The sequence below is a fragment of the Pseudobacillus sp. FSL P4-0506 genome (genome assembly GCF_038003025.1).
Lineage (GTDB): Bacteria > Bacillota > Bacilli > Bacillales > Domibacillaceae > Pseudobacillus.
The window spans coordinates 3435672-3459115 of the sequence record NZ_JBBOOI010000001.1; the positions used below are offsets into that span (position 1 = coordinate 3435672).

General features: G+C 42.6%; 22 protein-coding genes. All 22 read right to left on the bottom strand.

Annotation, left to right across the window (positions count from 1 at the left end; all coding sequences use genetic code 11):
* Positions 1 to 3: 3 nt before the first annotated feature.
* Complete coding sequence (gene xerC / locus MKZ02_RS17005) at positions 4 to 906, bottom strand: tyrosine recombinase XerC (RefSeq protein WP_340854697.1); 903 nt, start codon at positions 904 to 906, stop codon at positions 4 to 6.
* Between the two features lie 59 nt (positions 907 to 965).
* Entirely contained in the window at positions 966 to 2270 is a 1305-nt protein-coding gene (trmFO, locus tag MKZ02_RS17010; protein ID WP_120037216.1) for an FADH(2)-oxidizing methylenetetrahydrofolate--tRNA-(uracil(54)-C(5))-methyltransferase TrmFO, read from the bottom strand.
* Positions 2271 to 2396: 126 nt separating this feature from the next.
* Positions 2397 to 4481, bottom strand: coding sequence for a type I DNA topoisomerase (gene topA, locus MKZ02_RS17015; protein WP_120037214.1), 2085 nt, complete (start codon positions 4479 to 4481; stop codon positions 2397 to 2399).
* Positions 4482 to 4734: 253 nt separating this feature from the next.
* Entirely contained in the window at positions 4735 to 5658 is a 924-nt protein-coding gene (gene dprA / locus MKZ02_RS17020; RefSeq protein ID WP_340854700.1) for a DNA-processing protein DprA, read from the bottom strand.
* 39 nt (positions 5659 to 5697) lie between these two features.
* Complete coding sequence (sucD, locus tag MKZ02_RS17025; protein WP_120037210.1) at positions 5698 to 6600, bottom strand: succinate--CoA ligase subunit alpha; 903 nt, start codon at positions 6598 to 6600, stop codon at positions 5698 to 5700.
* Positions 6601 to 6634: 34 nt separating this feature from the next.
* Complete coding sequence (gene sucC, locus MKZ02_RS17030) at positions 6635 to 7798, bottom strand: ADP-forming succinate--CoA ligase subunit beta (protein WP_120037208.1); 1164 nt, start codon at positions 7796 to 7798, stop codon at positions 6635 to 6637.
* Positions 7799 to 8023: 225 nt separating this feature from the next.
* Positions 8024 to 8296, bottom strand: coding sequence for an EscU/YscU/HrcU family type III secretion system export apparatus switch protein (locus MKZ02_RS17035; protein WP_340854702.1), 273 nt, complete (start codon positions 8294 to 8296; stop codon positions 8024 to 8026).
* Positions 8293 to 10179 (bottom strand): hypothetical protein, encoded by a 1887-nt coding sequence (locus tag MKZ02_RS17040; RefSeq protein ID WP_340854704.1) that lies wholly within the window; start codon positions 10177 to 10179, stop codon positions 8293 to 8295. Before MKZ02_RS17040 ends, MKZ02_RS17035 begins: the two co-directional genes overlap by 4 nt.
* A 27-nt stretch (positions 10180 to 10206) precedes the next feature.
* Positions 10207 to 10971 (bottom strand): ribonuclease HII, encoded by a 765-nt coding sequence (locus tag MKZ02_RS17045; RefSeq protein ID WP_340854705.1) that lies wholly within the window; start codon positions 10969 to 10971, stop codon positions 10207 to 10209.
* Between the two features lie 235 nt (positions 10972 to 11206).
* A complete protein-coding gene (ylqF, locus tag MKZ02_RS17050; RefSeq protein WP_120037200.1) occupies positions 11207 to 12064 on the bottom strand; it encodes a ribosome biogenesis GTPase YlqF in 858 nt (285 codons plus the stop codon).
* Between the two features lie 33 nt (positions 12065 to 12097).
* Complete coding sequence (gene lepB / locus MKZ02_RS17055; RefSeq protein WP_340854707.1) at positions 12098 to 12634, bottom strand: signal peptidase I; 537 nt, start codon at positions 12632 to 12634, stop codon at positions 12098 to 12100.
* Positions 12635 to 12758: 124 nt separating this feature from the next.
* Positions 12759 to 13103, bottom strand: a complete 345-nt coding sequence (gene rplS / locus MKZ02_RS17060; protein WP_340854708.1) for a 50S ribosomal protein L19 — start codon at positions 13101 to 13103, stop codon at positions 12759 to 12761.
* 126 nt (positions 13104 to 13229) lie between these two features.
* Entirely contained in the window at positions 13230 to 13973 is a 744-nt protein-coding gene (gene trmD, locus MKZ02_RS17065; RefSeq protein ID WP_340856443.1) for a tRNA (guanosine(37)-N1)-methyltransferase TrmD, read from the bottom strand.
* Positions 13973 to 14491: a ribosome maturation factor RimM gene (gene rimM / locus MKZ02_RS17070; protein WP_340854709.1), complete on the bottom strand. Its 519-nt coding sequence runs from the start codon at positions 14489 to 14491 to the stop codon at positions 13973 to 13975. Before rimM ends, trmD begins: the two co-directional genes overlap by 1 nt.
* 13 nt (positions 14492 to 14504) lie before the next feature.
* On the bottom strand, positions 14505 to 14885 hold the full coding sequence (locus MKZ02_RS17075; RefSeq protein WP_340854710.1) for a YlqD family protein: 381 nt from the start codon (positions 14883 to 14885) through the stop codon (positions 14505 to 14507).
* A 264-nt stretch (positions 14886 to 15149) separates the two neighbouring features.
* Entirely contained in the window at positions 15150 to 15383 is a 234-nt protein-coding gene (locus tag MKZ02_RS17080) for a KH domain-containing protein (protein WP_120037190.1), read from the bottom strand.
* Positions 15384 to 15388: 5 nt separating this feature from the next.
* Positions 15389 to 15661, bottom strand: a complete 273-nt coding sequence (rpsP, locus tag MKZ02_RS17085) for a 30S ribosomal protein S16 (RefSeq protein WP_120037188.1) — start codon at positions 15659 to 15661, stop codon at positions 15389 to 15391.
* A 233-nt stretch (positions 15662 to 15894) separates the two neighbouring features.
* Positions 15895 to 17244, bottom strand: a complete 1350-nt coding sequence (ffh, locus tag MKZ02_RS17090; protein ID WP_120037187.1) for a signal recognition particle protein — start codon at positions 17242 to 17244, stop codon at positions 15895 to 15897.
* An 11-nt stretch (positions 17245 to 17255) separates the two neighbouring features.
* Entirely contained in the window at positions 17256 to 17570 is a 315-nt protein-coding gene (locus tag MKZ02_RS17095; RefSeq protein WP_120037185.1) for a putative DNA-binding protein, read from the bottom strand.
* Between the two features lie 350 nt (positions 17571 to 17920).
* Positions 17921 to 18931 carry a signal recognition particle-docking protein FtsY gene (ftsY, locus tag MKZ02_RS17100; protein ID WP_120037183.1) on the bottom strand — a complete coding sequence of 337 codons (1011 nt, stop codon included), beginning with the start codon at positions 18929 to 18931 and terminating at the stop codon, positions 17921 to 17923.
* Between the two features lie 101 nt (positions 18932 to 19032).
* Positions 19033 to 22596 (bottom strand): chromosome segregation protein SMC, encoded by a 3564-nt coding sequence (gene smc, locus MKZ02_RS17105; protein WP_340854716.1) that lies wholly within the window; start codon positions 22594 to 22596, stop codon positions 19033 to 19035.
* A gap of 18 nt (positions 22597 to 22614) precedes the next feature.
* Complete coding sequence (rnc, locus tag MKZ02_RS17110) at positions 22615 to 23355, bottom strand: ribonuclease III (protein WP_120037179.1); 741 nt, start codon at positions 23353 to 23355, stop codon at positions 22615 to 22617.
* Positions 23356 to 23444 lie beyond the last annotated feature (89 nt).

Here is a 23444-nt window from a genome sequence, read left to right on the forward strand (position 1 = left end):
TACTTACGCACGGGGATGATGAGTTAAATACGTCTTTCTTAAATGTTCTTTTGTCACATGAGTGTATACTTGTGTAGAAGAAAGATGATCATGCCCAAGCAGTTCTTGGACCGTCCGCAAATCCGCCCCATTGTTCAGCAAGTGAGTAGCAAAGGTATGCCTCAGCATATGGGGATGAATTTTTCTTGTTAACGACGCTTTCTCAATCAGTGTAGTTAAAATGTGACGGACGCCTCTTGAAGTCAGCGGTTTGCCACGATGGTTAACAAACAAAAAAGAGTGGTTGTCTGTAGACTTCATTAAGAACTTTCTCGCTGTTGCTATGTATCGCTCGATTGCTTCATGGGCAAAAGTTCCGAAAGGCACATATCTCTCTTTATTCCCTTTTCCTTTAACAAGTAACACGGAAAAATCAAAATCAATATGCTTCATTTTAATTCCTGTACATTCACTCACACGGATACCCGTTGCATAGAGCAGCTCAAGTATTGCTTTATTACGGAGGTTCAAAGGCTCTTCCCCTTCGCACACAGCAAAAAGCTCTTCCATCTCTTCTTCATAAAAAAAGGAGGGGAGCTTATTTGCCCCTTTTGACTGCTGCACGAGCGCAAAAGGATTTTCCGTTATGACCTTTTCTCTGGATAAGAAGCGAAAAAAACTGCGCATGCTAGAAACTCTTCTAGCAATAGTAGAGCGGGACAGTTGTTTATCGTGCAGCGTTGTTAAATACAACCGTGCATCCAAGTATTCCACATCTTCTAAGTTCTTAATGCTTTGCTCAGTAATGAACTTAAAGAATTCTTCAATATCGTAGCGATAAAATTGTATCGTGTAATTTGAATAGTGTTTTTCGACTCGCAAGAACTCGATGAACGATTGTAAATACTTATTAAAAGGTTCAGACATTTAAACACCCCCATAGGGCTACTAAATAGTATCACAATCAAGCAGCCCTTGCAAGAAGTTTACAAACTTTTCACAAAAGTTTGAATTGTTTCTAATGCCCGCTGAGCATGGGCTTCGTATCTTTCCTTCTTGTTTCTTATTTTAACCGGAAGGTCAGGAAACAAACCAAAATTAGCATTCATTGGCTGAAAATTCTTTTCATTTGTTGAAGTAATATAATGAGCCATGCTACCAATCGCTGTTTCTGCCGGTACAGCCACAGGATCTTTTCCAAGGGCTAGACGCGCTGCATTGATCCCGGCAATCAAACCGCTTGCTGCGGATTCTACATATCCTTCCACACCCGTCATTTGGCCGGCAAAGAATAAATTACTCCGTTCCTTGAACTGATAAGTCGGCTGCAAAACTTTCGGCGAATTAATAAACGTATTACGGTGCATAACTCCATATCGGACAATCTCTGCCTTTTCCAGTCCAGGGATTAATTGCAGGACTTCTTTTTGAGGCCCCCATTTTAAATGCGTTTGAAAACCAACAATGTTATAGAGCGTCCCGGCGGCATCATCTTGACGCAGCTGCACAACCGCATGAGGTCTTTTTCCTGTGCGCGGATCTTCCAATCCGACTGGTTTCATCGGTCCAAACAGAAGCGTTTTCTTTCCGCGCTTTGCTAGAACTTCCACTGGCATGCAGCCTTCAAAGAAAATCTCTTTTTCAAATTCCTTAAGGGGAACGGTTTCCGCAGAGATCAGCGCTTCATAAAACCTGTCAAATTCTTCTTCTGTCATTGGACAGTTTAAATAAGCGGCTTCTCCTTTATCATAACGGGACTTTAAATAGGCTTTACTCATATCTATGCTGTCCTTCTCAATAATAGGAGCGGCAGCATCATAAAAGTATAAATAATCTTCTCCCGTTAGTTCCTTCAACTTTTGCGATAAGGCTTGGCTTGTTAACGGTCCGGTAGCAATGACAGTAATTCCCTCGGGGATGTCTGTCATCTCTTCATTAAAGACCGTAACGTTCGGATGATTTTTCACCCGTTCAGTCACTAGACCGGCAAATTCATGGCGGTCAACGGCAAGGGCTCCTCCTGCTGGAACAGAACAATGGTCTGCTGCAGAAATAATAACGGAATGCAAAGCTCTCATTTCTTCTTTCAACACGCCGACAGCATTGGTGAGTGCGTTAGCCCGCAATGAATTGCTGCAAACGAGCTCAGCGAATTTATCTGTATGATGAGCCGGTGTTTGTTTGACGGGCCGCATTTCATACAGATGTACTTTCACGCCCCGTTCAGCAATTTGAAAAGCTGCTTCGCTTCCGGCTAACCCTGCTCCGATCACATTCACGACTGGTTCCATTGTTTTTTTGCCTCCTGAATAAATAATGGTACGTACATCTATGTCCCTAAAGCATTGTACAACAGACGTTCCCATAAAAAAAGTATTATGTGCAAAAACAAGCAAAAAAGCGGGAAATTCCCGCTTTTATACCTGTGTTTCTTCCTTATAATCGCAGCCTGTACATTGAATTTGCACGCCTTTTTTCAGTTTCTTTTCAACAAGCATCTGTTCACATTTTGGACACTTTCGCTCAATTGGTTTATCCCATGATAAAAAGTCACATTCTGGAAAGCGATCGCACCCATAAAAAATACGGCGTTTTTTACTTTTTCTTTCTATTATATTTCCTTCCTTGCACTTCGGACATTTCACGCCGATTTCCTTTACAATCGCTTTTGTATTCCGGCAATCAGGAAAGTTGCTGCAAGCCATAAACTTTCCATAACGGCCCATTTTAAATACCATCGGATTGCCACAGTTTTCACAATCCTCGCCAGCAGGTTCATCCTTAATTTCAACTTTCTCCATTTCTTCTTCCGCTTTAACTAAGTGTTTTTCAAACCCCTGATAGAATTCATCGATTACCTCGACCCATTCTACTTGTCCGTCTTCTATATTATCTAAGTCTTTTTCCATCTTTGCTGTAAATTCAACATCAATAATATTTGAAAAGAATTCCATCATCAGCTCATGCACAATTTCGCCTAATTCTGTTGGTACAAAGCGCTTATTATCAAGAGCTACATAGCCGCGTTTTTGAATTGTGTCAAGCGTAGGAGCAAACGTGGACGGCCGACCAATCCCCAGCTCTTCCAGCGTTTTTACAAGCCGTGCTTCTGTATAGCGAGGCGGCGGTTGAGTAAAGTGCTGTTTCGGCTCTATGGTCTCGGAAATTACTTTGTTCCCTTTTTCCAAGTTAGGCAACTGTTTTTCTTTCTCTTCTTGCCCATCATCTGATCCTTCTATATACACTTTCATGAAACCTTGAAATTTCACTTTCGAACCGGTAGCCCGAAATGTCACCTCGCCGTTTACAAGGTCTGCGCTGACCGTATCTATCACCGCTGCTGACATTTGACTGGCAAGGAAACGTTCCCATATCAATTTGTATAGCCGTAACTGATCGCGCGACAAAAATTCTTTTAGCATCCCCGGTTCCTTGAATACACTTGTTGGACGTATAGCTTCATGCGCATCCTGGGCATTTGACGGTTTCTTTTCTTTCCTCGCTTTGGCTTCAGCTTCTTTTGTATATTCTTTGCCATGAATCGACTCGATAAATTCATGCGCCTCTTTTTGAGCAACCTCAGAGACTCTCGTTGAATCCGTTCTCATGTACGTAATTAACCCGACTGTTCCTTCTTTGCCCAAATCGATTCCTTCGTATAGCTGCTGAGCGAGCATCATCGTCTTCTTTGCTCGAAAGTTCAGCTTGCGGGCTGCTTCCTGCTGGAGAGAAGATGTTGTAAATGGCGGTGCAGGATTTCTTCTGCGTTCCTTTTTTGTCACACTGGCAATCTCGAAGCTGTTTCCTTTAATAGCTGAAAGAACCGCTTTTACTTCTTCTTCAGATTTCAAAGCCGTTTTCTTCCCGCCCTTTCCATAAAAGGAGGCTGAAAAAGAATCTGTTCCTTTTGAAAACTGGGCTTCAATTGTCCAATATTCTTCCGGTGTAAATTGAGTGATCTCTTTTTCACGATCGATAATCAGTCGCAAAGCGACTGATTGCACGCGCCCTGCGCTCAGTCCTTTTTTAACTTTCTTCCAAAGGAGCGGGCTAATATTGTAACCGACTAGACGGTCCAAAATACGGCGCGCTTGTTGGGCATCCACAAGATCCGTATTAATCGGCCTTGGATGCTTGAATGATTCCTTAATGGCATCTTTTGTAATTTCATTAAACACAACCCGGCAATCCGATGACGTATCAAGGTCAAGACTATGAGCCAAATGCCAGGCAATCGCTTCCCCTTCTCTGTCGGGGTCAGCCGCCAGATAGATTTTTTTCGCTTTTTTGGCGGCTGTCTTTAATTCTTTCAGCACGGGTCCCTTTCCACGGATGGTAATATATTTCGGTTCATAATTATTTTCTATATCAACACCCATTTGACTTTTAGGCAAATCGCGCACATGGCCCATAGATGCTTTTACTTTATATTTTTTCCCCAAGTAACGTTCAATTGTTTTCGCTTTTGCAGGGGACTCGACTATTACTAAGTACTCTGACATGCATAAACCTCCCCCTAGAGGTGAAAATAAATAGATGTAACACACATTATTAGCCGGTTTGATGACAATTGTCAATCAATTGCATTTTAATTATGTTTTTCTATTTGTTTTTCTCTATTCATTAAGTTATTTTTTTCATCATTAAAATCATTGATTCTTTTGCAAAATTTAATACAGTTTGCGAATAAAAGCAACCTTTTTTTATCAAAGACGGAAAAATTAATTGATTTTTCTTCCATATTTGTATCGTTTTTTACATAATTTCCTCTAAAATATCTGCACTTGTCCGCACTATTTTGGCTCCCTCACTAATTAGCTCATTTGTTCCTTCAGACAACGGTTCATCAATCCTTCCCGGAACACAAAATACCTCTCTCCCCTGCTCTAAAGCACAGTAAGCGGTAATTAAAGAGCCGCTTTTCTTTCCCGCCTGTACTATAACAGAACCGAGAGATAAGCCACTAATGATTCGGTTTCTAGCAGGAAAATGCCACTTTCTAGGTGGGGTGTTTGGCGGGTATTCAGAAACAATCAGGCCGGATTTCATGATTTTTTGAGCTAAAGACAAATTCTCTCTCGGATATATATGATGAAATCCGCCAGCAATAACGGCGATCGTTCCCCCCTCTTCAGCCAAAGCTGCCTCGTGGGCAAAAGCGTCCACTCCTTTTGCCAGTCCGCTGACGATAATACAACCATATTCGACGAGTTCTGGCACCAACAGTTGTACAGCCTTCCGTCCATATTCATTGGCTGTTCGCGCGCCAACAATCGCTATTTTTCGCTCACACGTAAGCAAAGACACATCTCCTGCTGTATAGAGGATCCATGGAGGTTGCGGCAAGGTTTTTAGAAGGGGCGGATAGGAGGGACTATAAATGGGGATCGATTGAAACCCTTGAGCTTTGTACATTTTGAGTAGAGGGCGGTCCTTTTGATGCTTCAGCTGTTCGACAACAGCCGCAGAGCGGGAAGGTGAAATGGCAAGTATGCGGGAGAGATAGACAGGGGAATAGTTATATAAATTCTTCAGGTCATTTTCTTGCCTCAAAAGTGAATAAATGGCTTTCCAGCCGATGCCATGACAATGTTGCAAGTGGATGATTTTTTCCGTTAGCACGTCCAGTTTGACTGCCTCCTTTGTAAAGAAAAAGGCTGTCCGAAATGCCTTTTGCATTGCTTTCGGAGCAGCCTCTTCGTTGTTTATTTAACTAGATTAATGCGTTTTGCACTCTTCGTAAATGCCTTTTTCTTTGATCACTTCGATCAAAGTTTCACCCATAACGGATGGAGTTTCAGCTACTTTAATTCCGCATTCGTTCATTACGCGGATTTTTTCATCAGCTGTCCCTTTTCCGCCAGAAATGATGGCACCGGCATGGCCCATGCGTTTTCCTGGAGGTGCAGTACGGCCGCCGATGAAGCCGACAACAGGTTTTGTCATGTTTGCTTTTACCCATTGAGCTGCTTCTTCTTCAGCTGTTCCGCCGATTTCACCGATCATAATAACAGCTTTTGTTTCTGGATCTTCGTTAAACGCTTTTAATACGTCAATAAAGTCCGTACCGTTTACTGGGTCTCCACCAATACCAACAGCTGTTGATTGGCCGATGCCAGCTTGTGACAATTGGTGTACCGCTTCATAAGTTAATGTACCGGAGCGGGAAACAACACCGACATGGCCTTTAGTATGAATGTAACCAGGCATGATACCAATTTTACATTCATCAGGTGTAATAACACCCGGGCAGTTTGGCCCAACTAAGCGAGTTTTCTTGCCTTGCATATAGCGTTTTACTTTTACCATATCTAATACTGGGATATGTTCAGTAATACAGATAACAAGATCAAGCTCTGCATCTACTGCTTCTACGATTGCATCTGCAGCGAATGGAGCAGGAACATAAATAACAGAAGCGTTAGCACCTGTTGCTTTTACTGCATCACTAACAGTATTAAATACCGGTACGCCTTCTACCTCTGTTCCACCTTTACCCGGTGATGTACCACCAACGATTTTTGTACCGTATTCCAACATTTGTTTTGTATGGAAAAGAGCTGTTTTACCAGTGATACCTTGAACGATTACTTTTGTGTCTTTATTAACAAATACACTCATGCCTATACCTGCCTTTCTCTGGTCAACTCTGGGATTATTTGCTTACAAGCTCAACGATTTTTTGTGCGCCATCAGCCATAGACTCAGCCGCAACAATGTCAATATCAGACTCACTTAAGATTTTCTTACCTAAATCAACGTTTGTTCCTTCTAAACGAACAACAAGTGGCACAGATAAGCCGACTTGTTTCGCAGCTTCTACCACACCAGTTGCAATGATGTCACATTTCATAATTCCGCCGAAAATGTTAACGAAAATACCTTTAACATTTTTGTCGGAAAGAATAATTTTAAATGCTTCTGTAACTTTTTCAGCTGTCGCGCCGCCCCCAACATCAAGGAAGTTAGCCGGATCGCCGCCGTAATGCTTAATGATATCCATTGTTGCCATAGCGAGGCCTGCCCCATTAACCATACAGCCAATGTTGCCATCAAGAGAGATATAGCTTAAGTCATATTTAGAAGCTTCGATTTCTTTTGGATCTTCTTCTTCTAAATCGCGGTATTCCATAATATCTTTATGGCGGTACAATGCGTTAGAATCAAAGTTGATTTTCGCATCAAGCGCCATAACATTACCGTCACCTGTTACAACAAGCGGGTTAATCTCAGCAATAGAAGCGTCTTTCTCAATAAATACTGTATAAAGACCCATCATAAACTTCACTGCTTTGTTCACAAGTTCTGCCGGAATATTGATGTTGAAAGCGATACGGCGAGCTTGGTAAGGCATTAAGCCTGTTACTGGATCAATGTACTCCTTGAAAATCTTTTCTGGAGTAGCTGCCGCTACCTCTTCGATTTCTGTTCCGCCTTCTTCAGAAGCCATTAATACGACTTGAGACGTAGCGCGATCTAGAACAAGACCAACGTAATATTCTTTTTGAATATCGCAGCCTTCTTCAATCAATAAACGCTTGACTTCTTTTCCTTCTGGACCTGTTTGATGAGTGACAAGCGTTTTACCTAAAATTTCTTCAGCATATGTACGCACTTCATCAATATTTTTTGCAACTTTAACTCCGCCCGCTTTTCCGCGGCCGCCTGCGTGAATTTGCGCTTTTACGACACAAACGTCAGTGCCAAGTTGTTTTGCTGCTTCAACTGCTTCTTCAACGGAAAAAGCAACTTTACCGTTTGGAACGGCTACCCCGTAATTTCTGAGGATTTCTTTGCCTTGATACTCATGGATATTCATACTTCATCCTCCTATCAATCTCAAAAAAGTAGACTGCGTTTCCATTGTATATAAAGTCGGAATTTCTGTCTAGATATTGGACCTAATTTTGTTATTGTTCGGCTTTTTTATAGATTTTTGCGATTATTCCAACACTCGTAAGCGCTTTTTATGGAAAAAATGGATGTCCTTTCGCAGCCCCTTCTACACAATTACCCTACCCTCAAATGATAAACCTCATTCAAATTATTTTTTTAGCTGGTCAAGCCGGTAAATGAAGGCAAACACTTCCGCTACGGCTTGATAGAGTTCTTCGGGGATGGTTTCATTAATTTCTAACTTCCCCAACAGCTCGACCAGGCTTGGGTCTTCCTGGATAGGAATATTATGCTCTTTAGCTCTTTCAAGGATGTTTTCGGCCACTTTGCCCTTCCCTTTAGCAATTAACAGAGGGGACTGGTTCTTTTCAGCGCGGTAAGAGAGAGCGGCCGCCTGTTTTCTTTTTGTCTCTTTATTCATATGCGGATATCCACTCCCTCATAAGGCTGTGTTTCCATTACCTGAACAAGCGGAGGCAGCTCGCTTTTCCCGGACTGCTTGAACTGAATGCTCGATAACTGATACCCTTTTTCTTCTATCCCTGCCTTCAGTGAGGGAAGAAGAGCCGCTGCGGTTGACTTTAGACCAGGCGTTTCATTAAATATTTGCAATTGGATAATCCGATTTTGTACTTGCATATCTATTACCGTTTCTTTTATATGTTCGAGTTCTAAATAAAATAGTACTCGGCAATAATCGGAATCTAGTTGACCATCTTCCGTCTTTTTTCCTGACCATTGTAAAGTCAGCTCCGTATGAAAACCGAACAGATTAATCGGCACTTGCATAATCAGCTGCTGAATAGGCCCATTTTCAGCAGACAGCAGGGGCTGTACATTCATCCGTCCCAGCAATTGTTCTGCAGATTCTTTAATATGAACAGGCAGGTTTTCACTAAGAAGGCGCAACAGCTGGGGCTTTAGCATTTTCTCAAGCTCAGCCTCTTCAGGCAAACTTGTTCCGAGCATTCCTTCCAGGTCAATCCCTAACCATCGGAACGTATCCTTGATCAATGAATGAGCTTCCTTGGCAGATAAATGAAGCTGCATATCATTCTCTACCGCAAGTGCAATTTGTTGAAACAACAATTCCTTTCTGGATAGCGCTGCCAATGACGAAGAATGAATTTTTGCTGTTTCATTTTTTATAAGGCCAACAAACTCTTCTGCCTCTTTATTAAAGAGAGCAGCCAATTGGCGAATCGCTTCCGATGGCTCATTATGCTGGATACTTACTTTTGCAGCGGTTTTAAAAACAGCCGCTATTTGCTCATTGGTTAGGTCTGTAGTCTTTAGTCCCTCTATTAATGACTTAATTTCAGCTGTTAAAGGCCCTACAGCGCTCTTCCCCGCCGCTTTGGCATTGTTAATCAATGCTTGCTCTAATCGCTGCAGAGACTCCCTATCAGCTGGTTGCTGGATAAACTGGCTGACCGCCTGCTTTATGGAAGGCGGTTTATTTTCAAAGACCGCCTGGTTCGTTGCCCCAGGTGAGCTTGTTTCTCTTTTCCATTGGCGCATGATTTGAACGAGCGAATCATCGACGCTGTCTCCAGACTCTGAAATAACTCCCCATGATTTAACTAAATCAATAGCTGCTGACTTAGAGGCTGATAGCTTTTCAGGTGAAAACAGCTTTTCCATTATGGCGGCTGCAATTTTCTGGACAGTATGCTTCTCCAGAGGAGTCTGCCAGTCTTTTAACAATTTTATTAATGCATCGGCCGAGGTCGGTGGCTGATTCATCTGCTGAAGCTTTGCAGCCAGATCTTCTGTTAATTGACCAAGAGAAATTGAAGAGTAAGCTGTCATCAAAGGTTGGAAGATAGCTTTAGTTATTGGGAGAGAATGCTCGGTCATCATCTTGATTGCTTGCAACCCATCAGACAGCGGTCCCTTCGCCAGCCATTCTCCCGCCTTCATAATCAACTCTTTCGTCAGCGGCATCTTCTCTCTCATCATCATTTCGACAAATGCTTTATTCTCTTTTGTGATCGGTAAAGACAACTGCATGAGTAAATCCCTTGCCATTTTTGATAGACTTTCATTTTCTGACATTGGCGATGTAATCACTTGCAGGTGTATTCCTTCATTATTCGATGCTACTCGGAACCAATATCTTTCCCCTGATTGAAGCGGCACTTCCAGCTTTGCAACCATTGTAGTCGTTCCAGTCGATAGCTCAGCCATGCCATTCGGTAACATTTTTACTACTTTGGCGGGAAACATCTCCCCTTCTCGTAACTGAGCTGTTTTTTCCTTGCCGAGAAGACCTTGCGCGAGAGCAGCTTGCTGGATAATCATCTCTTTCCCCCCTTACTTTTTCTGCTGTTATTCTATTTCCTTTACTGGAGAAAAACTCCTTCGGTGAATCTCGCAGGGACCGCTTGAACTCAAACCTTCCAAATGCTCTGCTGTTCCATATCCCATATTTCTTTCAAAACCGTATTGTGGATAAACGAGAGCATAGTCACACATTAACCTGTCTCTGGTCACTTTTGCTACGATCGACGCTGCTGCAATCGATACACTTGTTGCATCCCCCTTAATAATAGATGTCTGAGGAATGGGAAGGCTTAGTGTCATTGCATCGATCAACAGATGCTCTGGGACCCGTGAAAGGCCTGCTACCGCTACTTTCATCGCTTTTTTTGTGGCTTCGTATATATTTATTTCATCAATTTCAGAAGCCTCAACAATCCCGATACCTACGTCTGCTTTTTCTATAAGTTCTTCATAGAAATAGTCTCTTTTCATTCTGCTGATTTTTTTAGAATCATTAATTCCTACTAGCTCAAGATCTTCTGGTAGCACAACTGCTGCTGCGACAACCGGCCCTGCGAGTGGTCCTCGTCCCACTTCATCGATTCCCGCAATATATGTTACTCCTTTCTCTATGAGTTGCTTTTCAAAAGTGAGCATTCTCTCATAGTTTAATCGTTCTTGCTCCCGTTGATTTTGTCGGCGGTACCATTGGGCAATTGCCTGCTGGACTCCTTTTCGAGAATCTTTCAGCCACTCCTGAAATTGCGGATGATTTTCTGTTTGAATATTTTTTAGTTCCTTTTTAATCTCACTTACTGACTGGACCATCATTAACTCCTTTTGTTTACTTTCTTGTTAACAGATATTTTTTGAATTTTGCACATGTTGTTTTTAGTAAAATATATGCGGAAACCTCATGCCACTGGCAGCCTTATTTATTTTAATCATGCTTTATTCATTTTTAAAAGGCTTAGTCAAAACGCCATCTCATTTCCCGCCTTCTTTTCTTTTATATCGACTTTGTTTAAACAAAATAAAGACCCTAAGAAAGGGCCTTTGCTTTTTGTTATTTCATTTGTGCTTCCGGAAAGTCAAACGTTAGCTTTCCAAGCTTTTCTCCACGGATATCACGGATAATAACTTCCGTTGTTTTATCATAATCGATTTCGTTGCGTGCTGCGTAACAGCCGCGCAGCGTGCCGATATTATTGAAAAGGTCCACTACGTCCTCCGGAATGTCCTCGAGCTGATAGCGCTCTTTAAGACGGTCTGGATAATGATCTTCCAAAAAGCGGAGAGCAAAAATTGCCACATCCTGCAAATTAAGGATGGTGTCTTTAATCGCTCCGGTCAAAGCCAGCTTAAAGCCGGTTTCTTCATCCTCAAATTTTGGCCAAAGAATGCCAGGGGTATCCAGAAGCTCCATTTCTTTCCCTGCCTTGATCCACTGCTGGGCTTTTGTGACACCAGGCATGTTACCAGTCTTAGCAATGTTCTTTTTAGCCAGCCGGTTGATTAATGTAGACTTCCCTACGTTCGGGATACCGACGATCATAGCCCGGATAGCCCTAGGCTTTATCCCTCTGGATTTCATTCGGTCGAATTTTTCCTTTAGGATCTCCTTGGCCGCTTTATTAATAGCCGCCAAGCCGTTCCCTGCATGAGAGTTAATCGCTAATGCGGGAATCCCCTCCTGTTTAAAGTAAGCAAGCCAGCGATTAGTAACCGCTGGATCCGCCATGTCGGCTTTGTTTAAAAGCACTAATCTCGGCTTTTGCTGGATGATTTCATCAATCATCGGGTTACGTGAAGAAATTGGCAGGCGAGCATCAACCAATTCAAAGATGATGTCCACTAATTTCAGTTTCTCTGTTACTTCCCTTCTCGCTTTAGCCATATGGCCGGGAAACCATTGAATTGTCATGGCTTCACCTCCGTTCTATTAAAATGATCCTGTTTAGTCTACTATGCGCATTTTGTTTAATGGCCAGAAAACAAGGCTCGTATCGCCTACCACTTCATCAATTTTAATTGTCCCGATGTGGCGGCTGTCCTTGCTGTATAACCGATTGTCTCCGAGCACGAAGATTTCACCCTTAGGGACTGTTTCTTTTCCCGTGATATCTTTTAGAGTAAAGTCAGGCGTAAGCGGACCAGGTTCCTGCGCCTTATACTTGTCCAGGTAAGGCTCTTTATAATATTTTCCGTTAATATATAATTTATCATTCTTATACTCAACCGTATCACCCGGAAGTCCGATCACACGTTTAATATAATCTTTGTGCTCCGGTGCATGAAACACTACAATATCGAAACGTTGAGGTTCCCCCATTTTATTGACGATCATCCAGTCGCCGTCATTCAGCGTCGGCATCATTGACTCTCCGTCTACAACGATAGGGGCAATGATAAAATATCGAATAATTGCTGCCAACCCGATTGCGATTAAAAAAGCTTTCGTCCACTCCCAGAATTCGTTTTTTTCCTTTGCCAAATTCGTCACCACCTAATTTATTATGTAATCATCATATCATCTTGGGCGTTATTGAGAAAAGAAAGGACTCTTTCATTTGAAAAAGGAGCTTGTTTCCAAGCTCCTCTCACAAAAATGCCTATTATTATCGAATTTCTTTAATACGAGCTGCTTTACCGCGAAGGTTACGCAAGTAGTACAATTTAGCACGACGAACTTTACCACGGCGAGTTACTTCGATTTTTTCGATCTTCGGTGTATGAAGCGGGAACGTACGTTCAACGCCTACGCCATAAGAGATTTTGCGAACAGTAAATGTTTCGCTTACTCCGCCACCGCGACGTTTGATTACAACCCCTTCAAAAACCTGGATACGTTCACGTGTGCCCTCAACGACCTTTACGTGTACGCGTACTGTATCTCCAGGACGGAAAGCCGGAAGATCTGTGCGAAGTTGTTCCTTAGTAAGTTCTTCAATCAATTTGTGCATATTATTCCTCTCCTTCTAACCGATGCTCAATACAACTTTTATTGAGTCGCAGCGGAACACCGTTATAATGGGCTTGGACTGTTGTCACAAACCACGAAAAAATTTTATCACATTTAAAATAACAAATCAAGAATCTCTTTCTTTTTCCCACTCTGTTAACCATATTTTCTGCTGTTCTGATAAAGGATAATTCGCTAGTAAGTCCCGGCGCCTTTCCCATGTCCGTCTTAAGGACTCTTTCTCTCTCCATTCCTCTATTAATCGGTGGTTCCCTGAAAGAAGAACGTCTGGCACTTTCAAGCCCCGAAATTCAGCTGGCCTCGTATAGTGAGGATGTTCAAGAAGCCCGGAGGAAAATGAATCGAGTATAGGAGATTCCTCATTGCCAAGCACATCCGGCAAGAGACGGACCACACTATCTGTAATAACCATAGCTGCTAGCTCACCGCCTGTTAAGACAAAGTCACCAATCGAGATTTCGTCTGTTACAAGCTGCTCACGAATCCGCTCATCATAGCCTTCATAATGGCCACAAATAAAAATAAGATGCTGCTCTGCAGCCAATTCTTCGGCCTTTTGCTGTGAGTAGCGCTCTCCTTGGGGACACATTAAAATCACCCGTGGACGAGAAGAGGGAGAGGATGCCTTTGCCTGCTCGACCGCATCAAAAACCGGTTGCGGCTTCAACACCATTCCCGCTCCGCCACCATATGGATAATCATCAACCGTTTTATGCTTTCCCTCGGCGAATTCCCGGAAATTAATCACATTGTACTCAACTTTTCCTTTTTCAGACGCTTTCTTCAATATGGAAGAGCGGAGAACTCCTTCGAACATTTCAGGAAAAAGAGAAAGAATATCAATTTTCATCATGACAATAACCCTTCCATCGGTTCAATAAAGATGAGCTTCTCTTTCACATCTACCTTTTTTACAATTTGCTCAATATACGGAATGTAAAAATCTTTGCCATTTTTCCCCTTAACTACCCACACATCATTAGCTCCCGGCGTTAAAATTTCGGTTACTTTACCAACTTCCTCCTCATCGACTGTTTTAACTAGACAACCGATGATTTCGTGGAAGTAGTATTCTCCTTCGTTTAACTCACCCTGCTGCGACTCTTTTATTTTTAAAAGCCCGCCTTTGAACGGCTCTACGGCATTTAATCCATCCACATCTTCAAATGTGAGTAAATCAAATGATTTGTGTTTACGATGCGATGAGACGATTAAAGGTTTTCCTTCCGTTTCACCGGGCATGAACAAATAAAGTGTGTTTCCTACTTTATATCGCTCATCAGGGAAATCCGTTCTCGAAATCACTCTTACTTCGCCACGAATTCCATGTGTATTCACAATTTTTCCCACGTTAAACCATTTCTCCATTGTTGGCTCACCTCTAACGAATCTCGACGACAATGCCATCTTTAATGACAATTGTCTTTTCTGTTTCTTCCCATCGATCTCCAATTTTTACATCGACTAGTGTCTGCATTTCTTTTTCTTTCAACTCACTGCCAAGAGGAAGCAGCTCCAGCTGGCTTTGTTGAAAATTAATATTTTCAATTTTTTGCTGACGCTGCTTCATCTCCTTCTGAAAAAAGGCTGTCGATTGCTGGCCGACACCTTTTTGCTGTCGTTCAGTTTTTTTTAACTCAAAGCGTAATTGCTCATATTCTTTTTCAAGCTGGCTTTTTTTATCCTGATAAGATGAAAGCAACGATTGTTTCAGCGTCTCTGTTAATACTTGCTTAACAATTACTGTCCGCAAAACTTGCATGCCTCCGCCTTCCTTTCTATGCCAGATATGCTTCCGCTTCGACGCACATGATGTGCTAGTGAGGGCGCTGCGACACGATGTCACGCCTTTAGCCGTCATTCCCTCTTTGTCTAGCTCCAGCGGCTAGCACGTACGCTAATTTCGCTCTCTGTCGAGGTCAAAGAACGACTCCTTATCGAACCCTCCAACCACCTATCGGGCTGATCAGGCCGCTTCCGCTTTACTTATTAAAAATTTATATGAAAAAAGGGAGGTTATCCCTCCCTATTCGGCTATTTCTACATACACTTTTTTCTGATGAGCAACGTTTGCCGCTGCCATTACAATGGTTCGAACCGCCTTAGCAATGCGGCCGTGCTTCCCGATGACTTTCCCAATATCCTCCGGATGAAGAGAAAGGCGGTAAGTAACCTTGCTTTCTTCTGCTTTCTCTTTCACATAGACTTGATCGGGATGGTCGACAAGTGGTTTAACAATTGCTAAGATTAACTCTTCCATTTCTCTTATTTGCTGATTTTAGCGTTGTGGAATTTTTCCATAATGCCTTGCTTAGAGAAAAGATTACGTACTGTATCAGATGGTTTCGCACCATTTTGAAGCCATTTTAGTGCAAGCTCTTCATCGATTTTTACTTCCGCTGGTTGAGAAATTGGATTGTATGTTCCAACTGTTTCGATTTGGCGTCCGTCACGTGGAGAACGAGAATCTGCTACTACAATACGATAGAATGGAGCTCTTTTAGAACCCATGCGTTTTAAACGAATTTTTACTGCCATTTTTAAAGCACCTCCGAATAGTTTTACACAAGATAGAATAATAACAAATAATAAGGTTGTTTGTAAAGGTTTTTTTCTTTACATTTTATTTTATTGCTATAAAAAAGCGAATTTTGCTTTTCTTTGTCTAGCTGCAGCAGCCAGCTCGTACGCCGGTTTCAGCCTCTCTGTCAGAGACTCCTCGCCGAGCCCTCCAACCTCTTATCGGGCTAATCGGGCCGCTTTCGCTTCCCTTACATAAATGGAAACTTAAACGGCATTCCTTTTTTCTTGCCCTTTTGCTGCATGCCAGACATTTGCTTCATCATCTTTTTCATCTCTTCAAATTGCTTAAGAAGACGATTGACCTCTTGAATAGAGGTTCCGCTTCCTTTGGCAATACGCTTTTTTCGGCCTGAGCTAATAATTTCTGGATGCTGCTTTTCCTCATTCGTCATCGACTGAATAATAGCTTCAACGTGAGAAATTTGCTTTTCATCCACCTGAACATTGCTTAAACCTTTAATTTTATTAGCTCCGGGAAGCATTTTGATAATCTCATCCAATGGACCCATGGAACGGACTTGGCCAAGCTGTTCGAGAAAGTCATCAAATGTAAAGGACATTGTCCGCATTTTCTGCTCAAGCTCTTTTGCTTTTTCTTCATCCACGTTCGTTTGCGCCTTTTCAATCAGCGTCAATACATCGCCCATGCCCAAAATCCGGGAAGCCATTCGCTCCGGATGAAAAGGTTCAAGAGCATCGAGTTTTTCACCCATACCAGCAAACTTAATCGGCTTTTCAGTTACCGCACGAATAGATAAAGCTGCCCCTCCGCGCGTATCACCATCAAGCTTCGTTAAAATAACGCCCGTCACACCAAGCTGTTCATTGAAGCTTTCTGCAACATTCACCGCGTCTTGACCAGTCATTGCATCTACTACAAGGAAGATTTCGTCAGGATTAGTCAATTCTTTGATATCTTTTAGCTCACCCATTAAGTCTTCATCTACGTGTAGACGGCCAGCCGTATCAATCAAGACATAATCATGATGATCTGCTTTTGCTTTTTCAATCGCCTGCTTGGCAATTTCCACCGGGCTCACCTGGTCTCCTAAAGAAAAAACGGGCATATTTAGTTGTTTGCCGAGTGTTTCCAACTGCTTAATAGCTGCCGGACGGTAAATATCCGCCGCTACAAGCAGCGGCTTGCGGTTATAACGCTTCCGCAACAAATTAGCCAGCTTGCCAGTAGTCGTTGTTTTACCGGCCCCTTGAAGACCAACCATCATGATTACTGTTGGTGGCCGCTTTGCTACCGCAATTTGGCTTTGTTCGCCACCCATCAGGTTGGTTAGTTCTTCTTTAACCACTTTAATGACCTGCTGACCAGGCGTTAAGCTTTTCATTACTTCCTGGCCGACAGAGCGTTCGCTAACTTTTTTAACAAAGCTTTTGACGACTTTGAAGTTAACATCCGCTTCAAGAAGGGCAAGACGCACTTCTCTCATCATTTCTTTGACATCCGCCTCTGTCACTTTCCCTTTGCCGCGGATTTTTTGCATTGTGCTTTGCAGTCGGTCGGCTAATCCTTCAAATGCCATGTTGCCGCCTCCTAATCTAATTTCTCGAGCGATTCAATAATAGACTGTCCGTCAGCCGAAACAAGTGATTTTAACTGTTTCAGCAAGCGGCTGCGCTCTTGAAATTTTTTAAATAGCAGTAGTTTGCTCTCATACTCTTCGAGCATTGCTTCCGTGCGTTTAATATTATCGTAAACCGCCTGGCGGCTCACTTCATACTCTTCCGCGATTTCACCAAGAGAGAAATCATCTAGGTAATAAAGGGACATATAACTGCGCTGCTTATCTGTTAACAAAGAATGATAGAAATCATACAAGAAATTCATTCTTGTTGTCTTTTCAAGCATGGACAGCCCCCCTTGTTAAGTTAAAAACCTTTACATAAAAATAGTCTACTCATTTTAAATAGCAATGTCAAGAAAATATCTTTACGTCTAAGAAAAGCAAAAGTAGCCTGATTAGCCCGGTAGGAAGCTGGAGATCCTGACGAGGAGTTGTTGCTTAGACTCCTTCGACAGAGAGGTCGAAACTCTACCGTACGGACTGGCCAATAGAAAAGCGCAAGACGCTGCTTCTATTTAAGTATATGGCCAGTTAATACAGACAACTGGCCAAGAAAGTGACACATTCGGCAAGTCAGTAAAGTAAGTGCTATTCTCTAACAGTAAGATAAACTCCGCCCTGCCGGAAGATTAAATCATTCTTCCTCTTCTTCTGTGTCTTCCTCTTTTTCTTCGAAGGCAGTAGAAAACAAGCCGTACACGTATTTTTCCGCATCAAATTGCTGGAGATCATCCATCTTTTCACCTAAACCGACAAATTTAACCGGAATTTCGAGTTCTTTGCGGATAGCGAGCACGATGCCCCCTTTAGCTGTTCCATCAAGCTTTGTAAGAACGATTCCGCTTACGTCTGTTGCTTCTTTAAAGGTTTTTGCCTGAACCATGGCATTTTGTCCCGTGGTCGCATCCAAGACAATCAATACTTCATGAGGGGCTCCGGGAACTTCTCGTTCAATGACTCGCTTTACTTTTTCCAATTCCTTCATTAAATTCACTTTATTTTGCAGTCGTCCGGCTGTGTCACACAACAAAATATCCGCTTTCCGTGATTTAGCCGCCCGAACAGCATCATACATCACCGCAGCCGGATCAGAGCCTTCCCCCTGCTTAATTACTTCCACGCCTGTTCGTTCTCCCCAGACCTCAAGCTGCTCAATCGCTCCGGCACGGAAAGTGTCTCCAGCGGCTAGCAACACGTTTTTGCCTTCTGATTTAAACTTATGAGCCATCTTACCGATTGTTGTTGTTTTCCCTACTCCGTTGACGCCAACAAAGAGAATGACTGTAAGGTCGTTTTCCTGTATATTCAATGCATTTGGTGCTTCTTCACCGTTCTGGTAAATATCGACGAGTTTTTCTGTGATAATATCACGTACTTCTGCCGGATCTTTCGTATTGCGCCGTTTTACTTCATGTTTCAATTGATCAATTAATTCCATAACTGTATCAAATCCCACATCGGCACCGATCAGAATCTCTTCCAACTCTTCGAAGAAATCCTCATCAATTTTGCGATAACGCGCCACGAGGTCGTTTACTTTGCTGGAAAAGTTATCACGTGTTTTCGTCAGGCCCGTTTTAAATTTTTCTGTTGCCTGGTCTGTGGAAGTTGTCAATTTTTCTTTTAATTTCTTAAAAAAGCTCATCCGCTTTCCTCCTATATTTAATATCCTAAACTGATATTTGATAAGCCAAATAGGATGAAGGAACAGCCTCCACTCTATTCGGCTCATAAATAATACACGAATTAAACAGGGGTTTCTGCTTTTTTATCCATTGTCACAGAAACCAATCGAGATACCCCTGACTCCTGCATAGTGATGCCATACAAAGCATCCGCTTCTTCCATTGTTCCCTTTCTATGAGTAATAACGATAAACTGTGTATCTTGGCTAAATTGCTTTAAGTACCGACTAAATCGAAAAACATTCGCTTCATCTAGAGCTGCCTCTACTTCATCAAGTACACAGAAAGGAACAGGACGTACTTTTAGAATGGCAAATAGAAGGGCAATAGCCGTAAGTGCTCGTTCCCCTCCCGATAAAAGACTGAGGCTCTGCAGTTTTTTTCCAGGCGGCTGCGCAACGATATCGACCCCCGTGCTAAGCAAATGGTCCGGATCTGTTAATCTCAATTCAGCTCTCCCACCGCCAAATAACGACTGAAAAACCGGAAGGAATTGTGTGCTCACCGATTGGAAGGTTTCCTTAAATCGCTTCGTCATCTCTTCATCCATTTCCTGTATAACTTGAGATAGTGTATCTTTGGCCTCTTGTAAATCAGCTCGCTGCTCTTCAAGGAAGGTGTACCGTTCAGATACCCGCTCATATTCTTCGATAGCTCCTAGATTTACGCTGCCTAATTCCTTGATAGACAGCTTGATCAAATGAAGTTTTTTACGCACCTCTTCGATCGGAAAAGGCAGTGGGTACTTCTCTTTTGCCGCTTCATATGTCAGGGCATATTCTTTATTTAACTGTTCCAGGCGGTTATCAAGCTCCACATCCAGGCGATTGATTTTCACTTCTTCATCCTGGACAGCTTCGCTCATTGCTTTATGAAGCCTTCTCGCTTCTTTAAGCTCCCTTTCCTCGCCCTCCAGCCGGCCTAGCTTATCCATACGTTCATTTCTACGCATAGTAATAAGCTTGCTTATTTCTTCTTTATCCTGCCGCTTTTTCCGGGCAGCCTCGTCCAATTCTTCTTCTCCCTGCCCGCTTGCTGACATTTCTGTTTTTAGCCAGTTCATATCTTCATGCCACTGTTTATGTTTTTGTTCAGAAGCAGCCAACTCAGCAAGCACTTGTTCAAGGCGTTCTTTTCTTGATGTCAACTGCTCTTGCTTGACGGCAAGCTTGGAATTAAGCTCGCTTATTGTTTGCATGATTGTTTCCTTCAGCGTGCTTTCATGAGCCTTTTGTTCTGTTAACTTCTTGATTTTTACATCGAGCTCCTCAATTTCCTGCTGACTGATGGCTAATTGTTTTTCCGCATTTTCTAAAAGCGCTTGAAGCCTTTGATGCTCCGTTTCGAACTCTTGCTTTTCTGAATCATAGATAGATAAGCGACTGTTAATGGTTTGGTAGGCAAATTGCCATTCAAGCTGTTCGTTTTTCCGCTCCTGCTCGTTGGCTCTTATTAGTTCTGTCTGCTCTCTCATCTCTTTAAGGAGAGCTTCTTTGGAGAGTATACTCTCTTTTAATTTTTTCACTTCACGTTCAGCAGCTATCGTCTTTTCTTCCATTGAAGCAAGTCTCACTTTCAAGGACTCGAGCTCGTTTTTTCGGCTAATCAATGAGTTTCCTTTTTGCTTCAAAGCGCCTCCAGTCATGGAACCGCCGGGGTTCACAATATCTCCATCAAGCGTTACAATCCGGTAACGATAATTCATGAGCTTAGCCAGCTCATTGGCTCCTTCTAAATGAGCAGCAACTACTGTATGACCAAGGAGATTGGTTATAGCTGGGCTGTATGCTTCTGGAAAGCTGATAAGGTTGGACGCTATGCCGATGAAACGATCGTCATTTTCCAGCTGAGCAGAAAGGGTGGCTGGGAATATTTTTTCCTTTATCGAAGTTAACGGCAAAAAGGTAGCCCGCCCAAATCGATGCTTCTTTAAATAACCAATGGCTTCACGGGCAGCCCGCTCGTCAGCCGTAATAATATGCTGCATGCTGCTGCCAAGAGCCACTTCCATGGCCGTTTCATATTTTTTAGGCACATCAATAATTTCAGCAACCGCTCCTTCAATCCCTGAAAGTTGTCGGTCTCTCGCTTTTAATATTTCCTTCACGCCTTGAAAAAAGCCAGAATAGTCCTCTTCCAAGGATTCAAGCATCTCTTTGCGCGATTTGGCATCCTGAAGAATTTGATAAGCTTGATAAAGACTAGATTCCTGCTTTTCATATTTCGATTTCATTGTTTCAAGAAGCTGTTGCTCTCGATGCAAAGCGTCTACATGGATAGCTGCACGCTCCTGCTCAGAAGCAAGTGCTTCATCAATAGCAGATTTTCTAGCCTCTATCTCCTGTCTTTCGGCAAGATATTTTTTATTTTCAGCATCGAGCCGCTCTTTTCTGTGCACCAATTGTTCGATCTGCTGTTTTACGTGCTGGCGTTCATTTTTAGCAGAGGCTTGCACGTTCAGACTCTCAATATAATCGGCTTTTAACGACTCAATTTCCTCTTCTAAGTTTTTGGAAAGCTGCTTCATTTCTTCTTGCTTAACTGCTAGCAGCTGCTTTAATTCAACTTCTTCTTTTTTATCTGCTTCCGTCTTTCTCCTTAAATCCTCTGCCTGCACAGAAAGCTGTTGGATCTTTTCTTTGATTTCCGCTAAGTTGTCAGCCAGCTGTCCCTCATTTTGGATCGCATTCTTTTTTCGTTCCTGCAACACTTGTTTACGGCCTTCCAGCTTTTCCAGTTCCTCGCTGGCAGCTAAAAGCACCGCCTGTAAATCATTCACTGACTCATCAAGGGCTGTAATTTGCGTTCGCAGTTCTTCTGCTTTTGCCTCTTTCTGTTGAAGGTTCGAAAAAAGCGCAGTTTCTTCTTGTGCATGCTCAGCATGGCTTGCTTTTAACTGTTCCCATTGAGTATGCAGTTCGCCAATTTCATAAACAATCACCGCAATATCATAGCTGGTCATTTCTTCTTTCTTGTCAAGATAATCTCTCGCAATCGATGCCTGCATGCGCAAAGGCTCTATTTGCCCTTCTAATTCATGGAGAATGTCTTGAACACGCAGAAGATTTTCTTGTGTTTCATCCAGTTTTTTCTCCGCTTTCTTTTTCCGGTTTTTATACTTTAACACCCCAGCTGCCTCTTCAAAAATTGCCCGGCGCTCCTCTGGTTTGCTATTCAATATTTCTTCTACCTTGCCTTGGCCGATGATAGAAAAAGCCTCCTTACCAAGACCCGAATCCATAAATAAATCAACGATGTCTTTGAGACGGCACGGCCTTTTATTAATAAAGTATTCACTGTCCCCGGAACGATAGACCCTTCTTGTTACATTGACCTCACTGTATTCAATCGGGAGTGTTTGTGCTTCGTTGTTTAAAGTTAGGGTTACTTCGGCAAAATTCAGCGGCTTGCGGCTATCGCTGCCAGCAAAAATGACATCTTCCATTTTACCGCCGCGCAAACTCTTTGCTGACTGCTCTCCAAGTACCCAGCGTATCCCATCCGTAATGTTGCTCTTCCCCGAACCATTCGGACCGACTACAGCTGTTACCCCATCAACAAATTCGACAGAAACGCGTTCAGCAAATGATTTAAACCCGGCAATTTCCAGTTTCTTCAGGAACATGTTCCTTTCCCCTGCCTTCTACTCTGTATGTTGTTTCAAAGCTGTCAAAGCCATCTGAGCAGCCAGCTGCTCGGCTTCTTTTTTCGATTTTCCTTGTCCACTTCCAAGCACTTCTCCATTTAATGAAACTTGAGAAACAAACTCTTTACTATGAGCCGGGCCTTTTTCCTGCAATATTTTATATTCAAGTAATCCCTTTGTCTGACGCTGCACAAGCTCTTGCAATTGGCTCTTATAATCCATCATATGAGAAAAAGCACCGGAATCAATTCTAGGAAAGATCATTTTTTCCAAGAAAAGGAGGACAGCATCCATCCCTTGATCTAAAAACAAAGCGCCCATAAACGCTTCAAATACATCTGCCAAAAGAGCCGGCCTCATCCGGCCTCCAGTCATTTCTTCGCCTTTTCCAAGAAGAACATATTTCCCGAAATTCAACTCGTTAGCGAAGGTGACAAGTGATGGCTCACAGACTACGGCAGCCCGCAATTTCGTTAAATCTCCCTCTGACATGAGCGGGTATTTTTTAAATAGGTAGTGAGAAACGGTTAACTCCAACACCGCATCCCCTAAAAATTCAAGTCGTTCATTGTCCTCATATGGCTTTTTCCGATGCTCATTCACATAGGATGAATGGGTAAAGGCATGCTTTAGTAAATTTTCGTCATGAAAATGAATGCCTAAATTTTCTTGCAGCTGATTAAATTGCTGTTCTCTTTTAGTTAAAGGCCTCTTGAAGTCTCTATGTGGTTTCTTCATTGGATTTCCTCCGGTAATTAAACTAATTTGCACCCACACACAGTGTAGTCGAAATTGAAAAAAATCGCAAAAGAAGAAAGCTCCGTTTC

What these genes read in the sequence shown, in the direction of transcription:
- MKZ02_RS17045 (WP_340854705.1), bottom strand. Translation starts at nt 10,971, where the DNA reads ATGATGGTCCAGTCAGTAAGTGAGATTAAAAAGGAACTAAAAAATATT.
- rnc (WP_120037179.1), bottom strand. Translation starts at nt 23,355, where the DNA reads ATGAAGAAACCACATAGAGACTTCAAGAGGCCTTTAACTAAAAGAGAA.
- rplS (WP_340854708.1), bottom strand. Translation starts at nt 13,103, where the DNA reads ATGCACAAATTGATTGAAGAACTTACTAAGGAACAACTTCGCACAGAT.
- trmD (WP_340856443.1), bottom strand. Translation starts at nt 13,973, where the DNA reads ATGAAAATTGATATTCTTTCTCTTTTTCCTGAAATGTTCGAAGGAGTT.
- topA (WP_120037214.1), bottom strand. Translation starts at nt 4,481, where the DNA reads ATGTCAGAGTACTTAGTAATAGTCGAGTCCCCTGCAAAAGCGAAAACA.
- trmFO (WP_120037216.1), bottom strand. Translation starts at nt 2,270, where the DNA reads ATGGAACCAGTCGTGAATGTGATCGGAGCAGGGTTAGCCGGAAGCGAA.
- MKZ02_RS17035 (WP_340854702.1), bottom strand. Translation starts at nt 8,296, where the DNA reads ATGAATAAAGAGACAAAAAGAAAACAGGCGGCCGCTCTCTCTTACCGC.
- dprA (WP_340854700.1), bottom strand. Translation starts at nt 5,658, where the DNA reads ATGCAAAAGGCATTTCGGACAGCCTTTTTCTTTACAAAGGAGGCAGTC.
- MKZ02_RS17040 (WP_340854704.1), bottom strand. Translation starts at nt 10,179, where the DNA reads ATGATTATCCAGCAAGCTGCTCTCGCGCAAGGTCTTCTCGGCAAGGAA.
- sucD (WP_120037210.1), bottom strand. Translation starts at nt 6,600, where the DNA reads ATGAGTGTATTTGTTAATAAAGACACAAAAGTAATCGTTCAAGGTATC.
- ffh (WP_120037187.1), bottom strand. Translation starts at nt 17,244, where the DNA reads ATGGCATTTGAAGGATTAGCCGACCGACTGCAAAGCACAATGCAAAAA.
- rpsP (WP_120037188.1), bottom strand. Translation starts at nt 15,661, where the DNA reads ATGGCAGTAAAAATTCGTTTAAAACGCATGGGTTCTAAAAGAGCTCCA.
- sucC (WP_120037208.1), bottom strand. Translation starts at nt 7,798, where the DNA reads ATGAATATCCATGAGTATCAAGGCAAAGAAATCCTCAGAAATTACGGG.
- ftsY (WP_120037183.1), bottom strand. Translation starts at nt 18,931, where the DNA reads ATGAGCTTTTTTAAGAAATTAAAAGAAAAATTGACAACTTCCACAGAC.
- xerC (WP_340854697.1), bottom strand. Translation starts at nt 906, where the DNA reads ATGTCTGAACCTTTTAATAAGTATTTACAATCGTTCATCGAGTTCTTG.
- MKZ02_RS17075 (WP_340854710.1), bottom strand. Translation starts at nt 14,885, where the DNA reads ATGCAAGTTTTGCGGACAGTAATTGTTAAGCAAGTATTAACAGAGACG.
- MKZ02_RS17080 (WP_120037190.1), bottom strand. Translation starts at nt 15,383, where the DNA reads ATGGAAGAGTTAATCTTAGCAATTGTTAAACCACTTGTCGACCATCCC.
- smc (WP_340854716.1), bottom strand. Translation starts at nt 22,596, where the DNA reads ATGTTCCTGAAGAAACTGGAAATTGCCGGGTTTAAATCATTTGCTGAA.
- MKZ02_RS17095 (WP_120037185.1), bottom strand. Translation starts at nt 17,570, where the DNA reads ATGCTTGAAAAGACAACAAGAATGAATTTCTTGTATGATTTCTATCAT.
- ylqF (WP_120037200.1), bottom strand. Translation starts at nt 12,064, where the DNA reads ATGACAATTCAATGGTTTCCCGGCCATATGGCTAAAGCGAGAAGGGAA.
- rimM (WP_340854709.1), bottom strand. Translation starts at nt 14,491, where the DNA reads ATGGAGAAATGGTTTAACGTGGGAAAAATTGTGAATACACATGGAATT.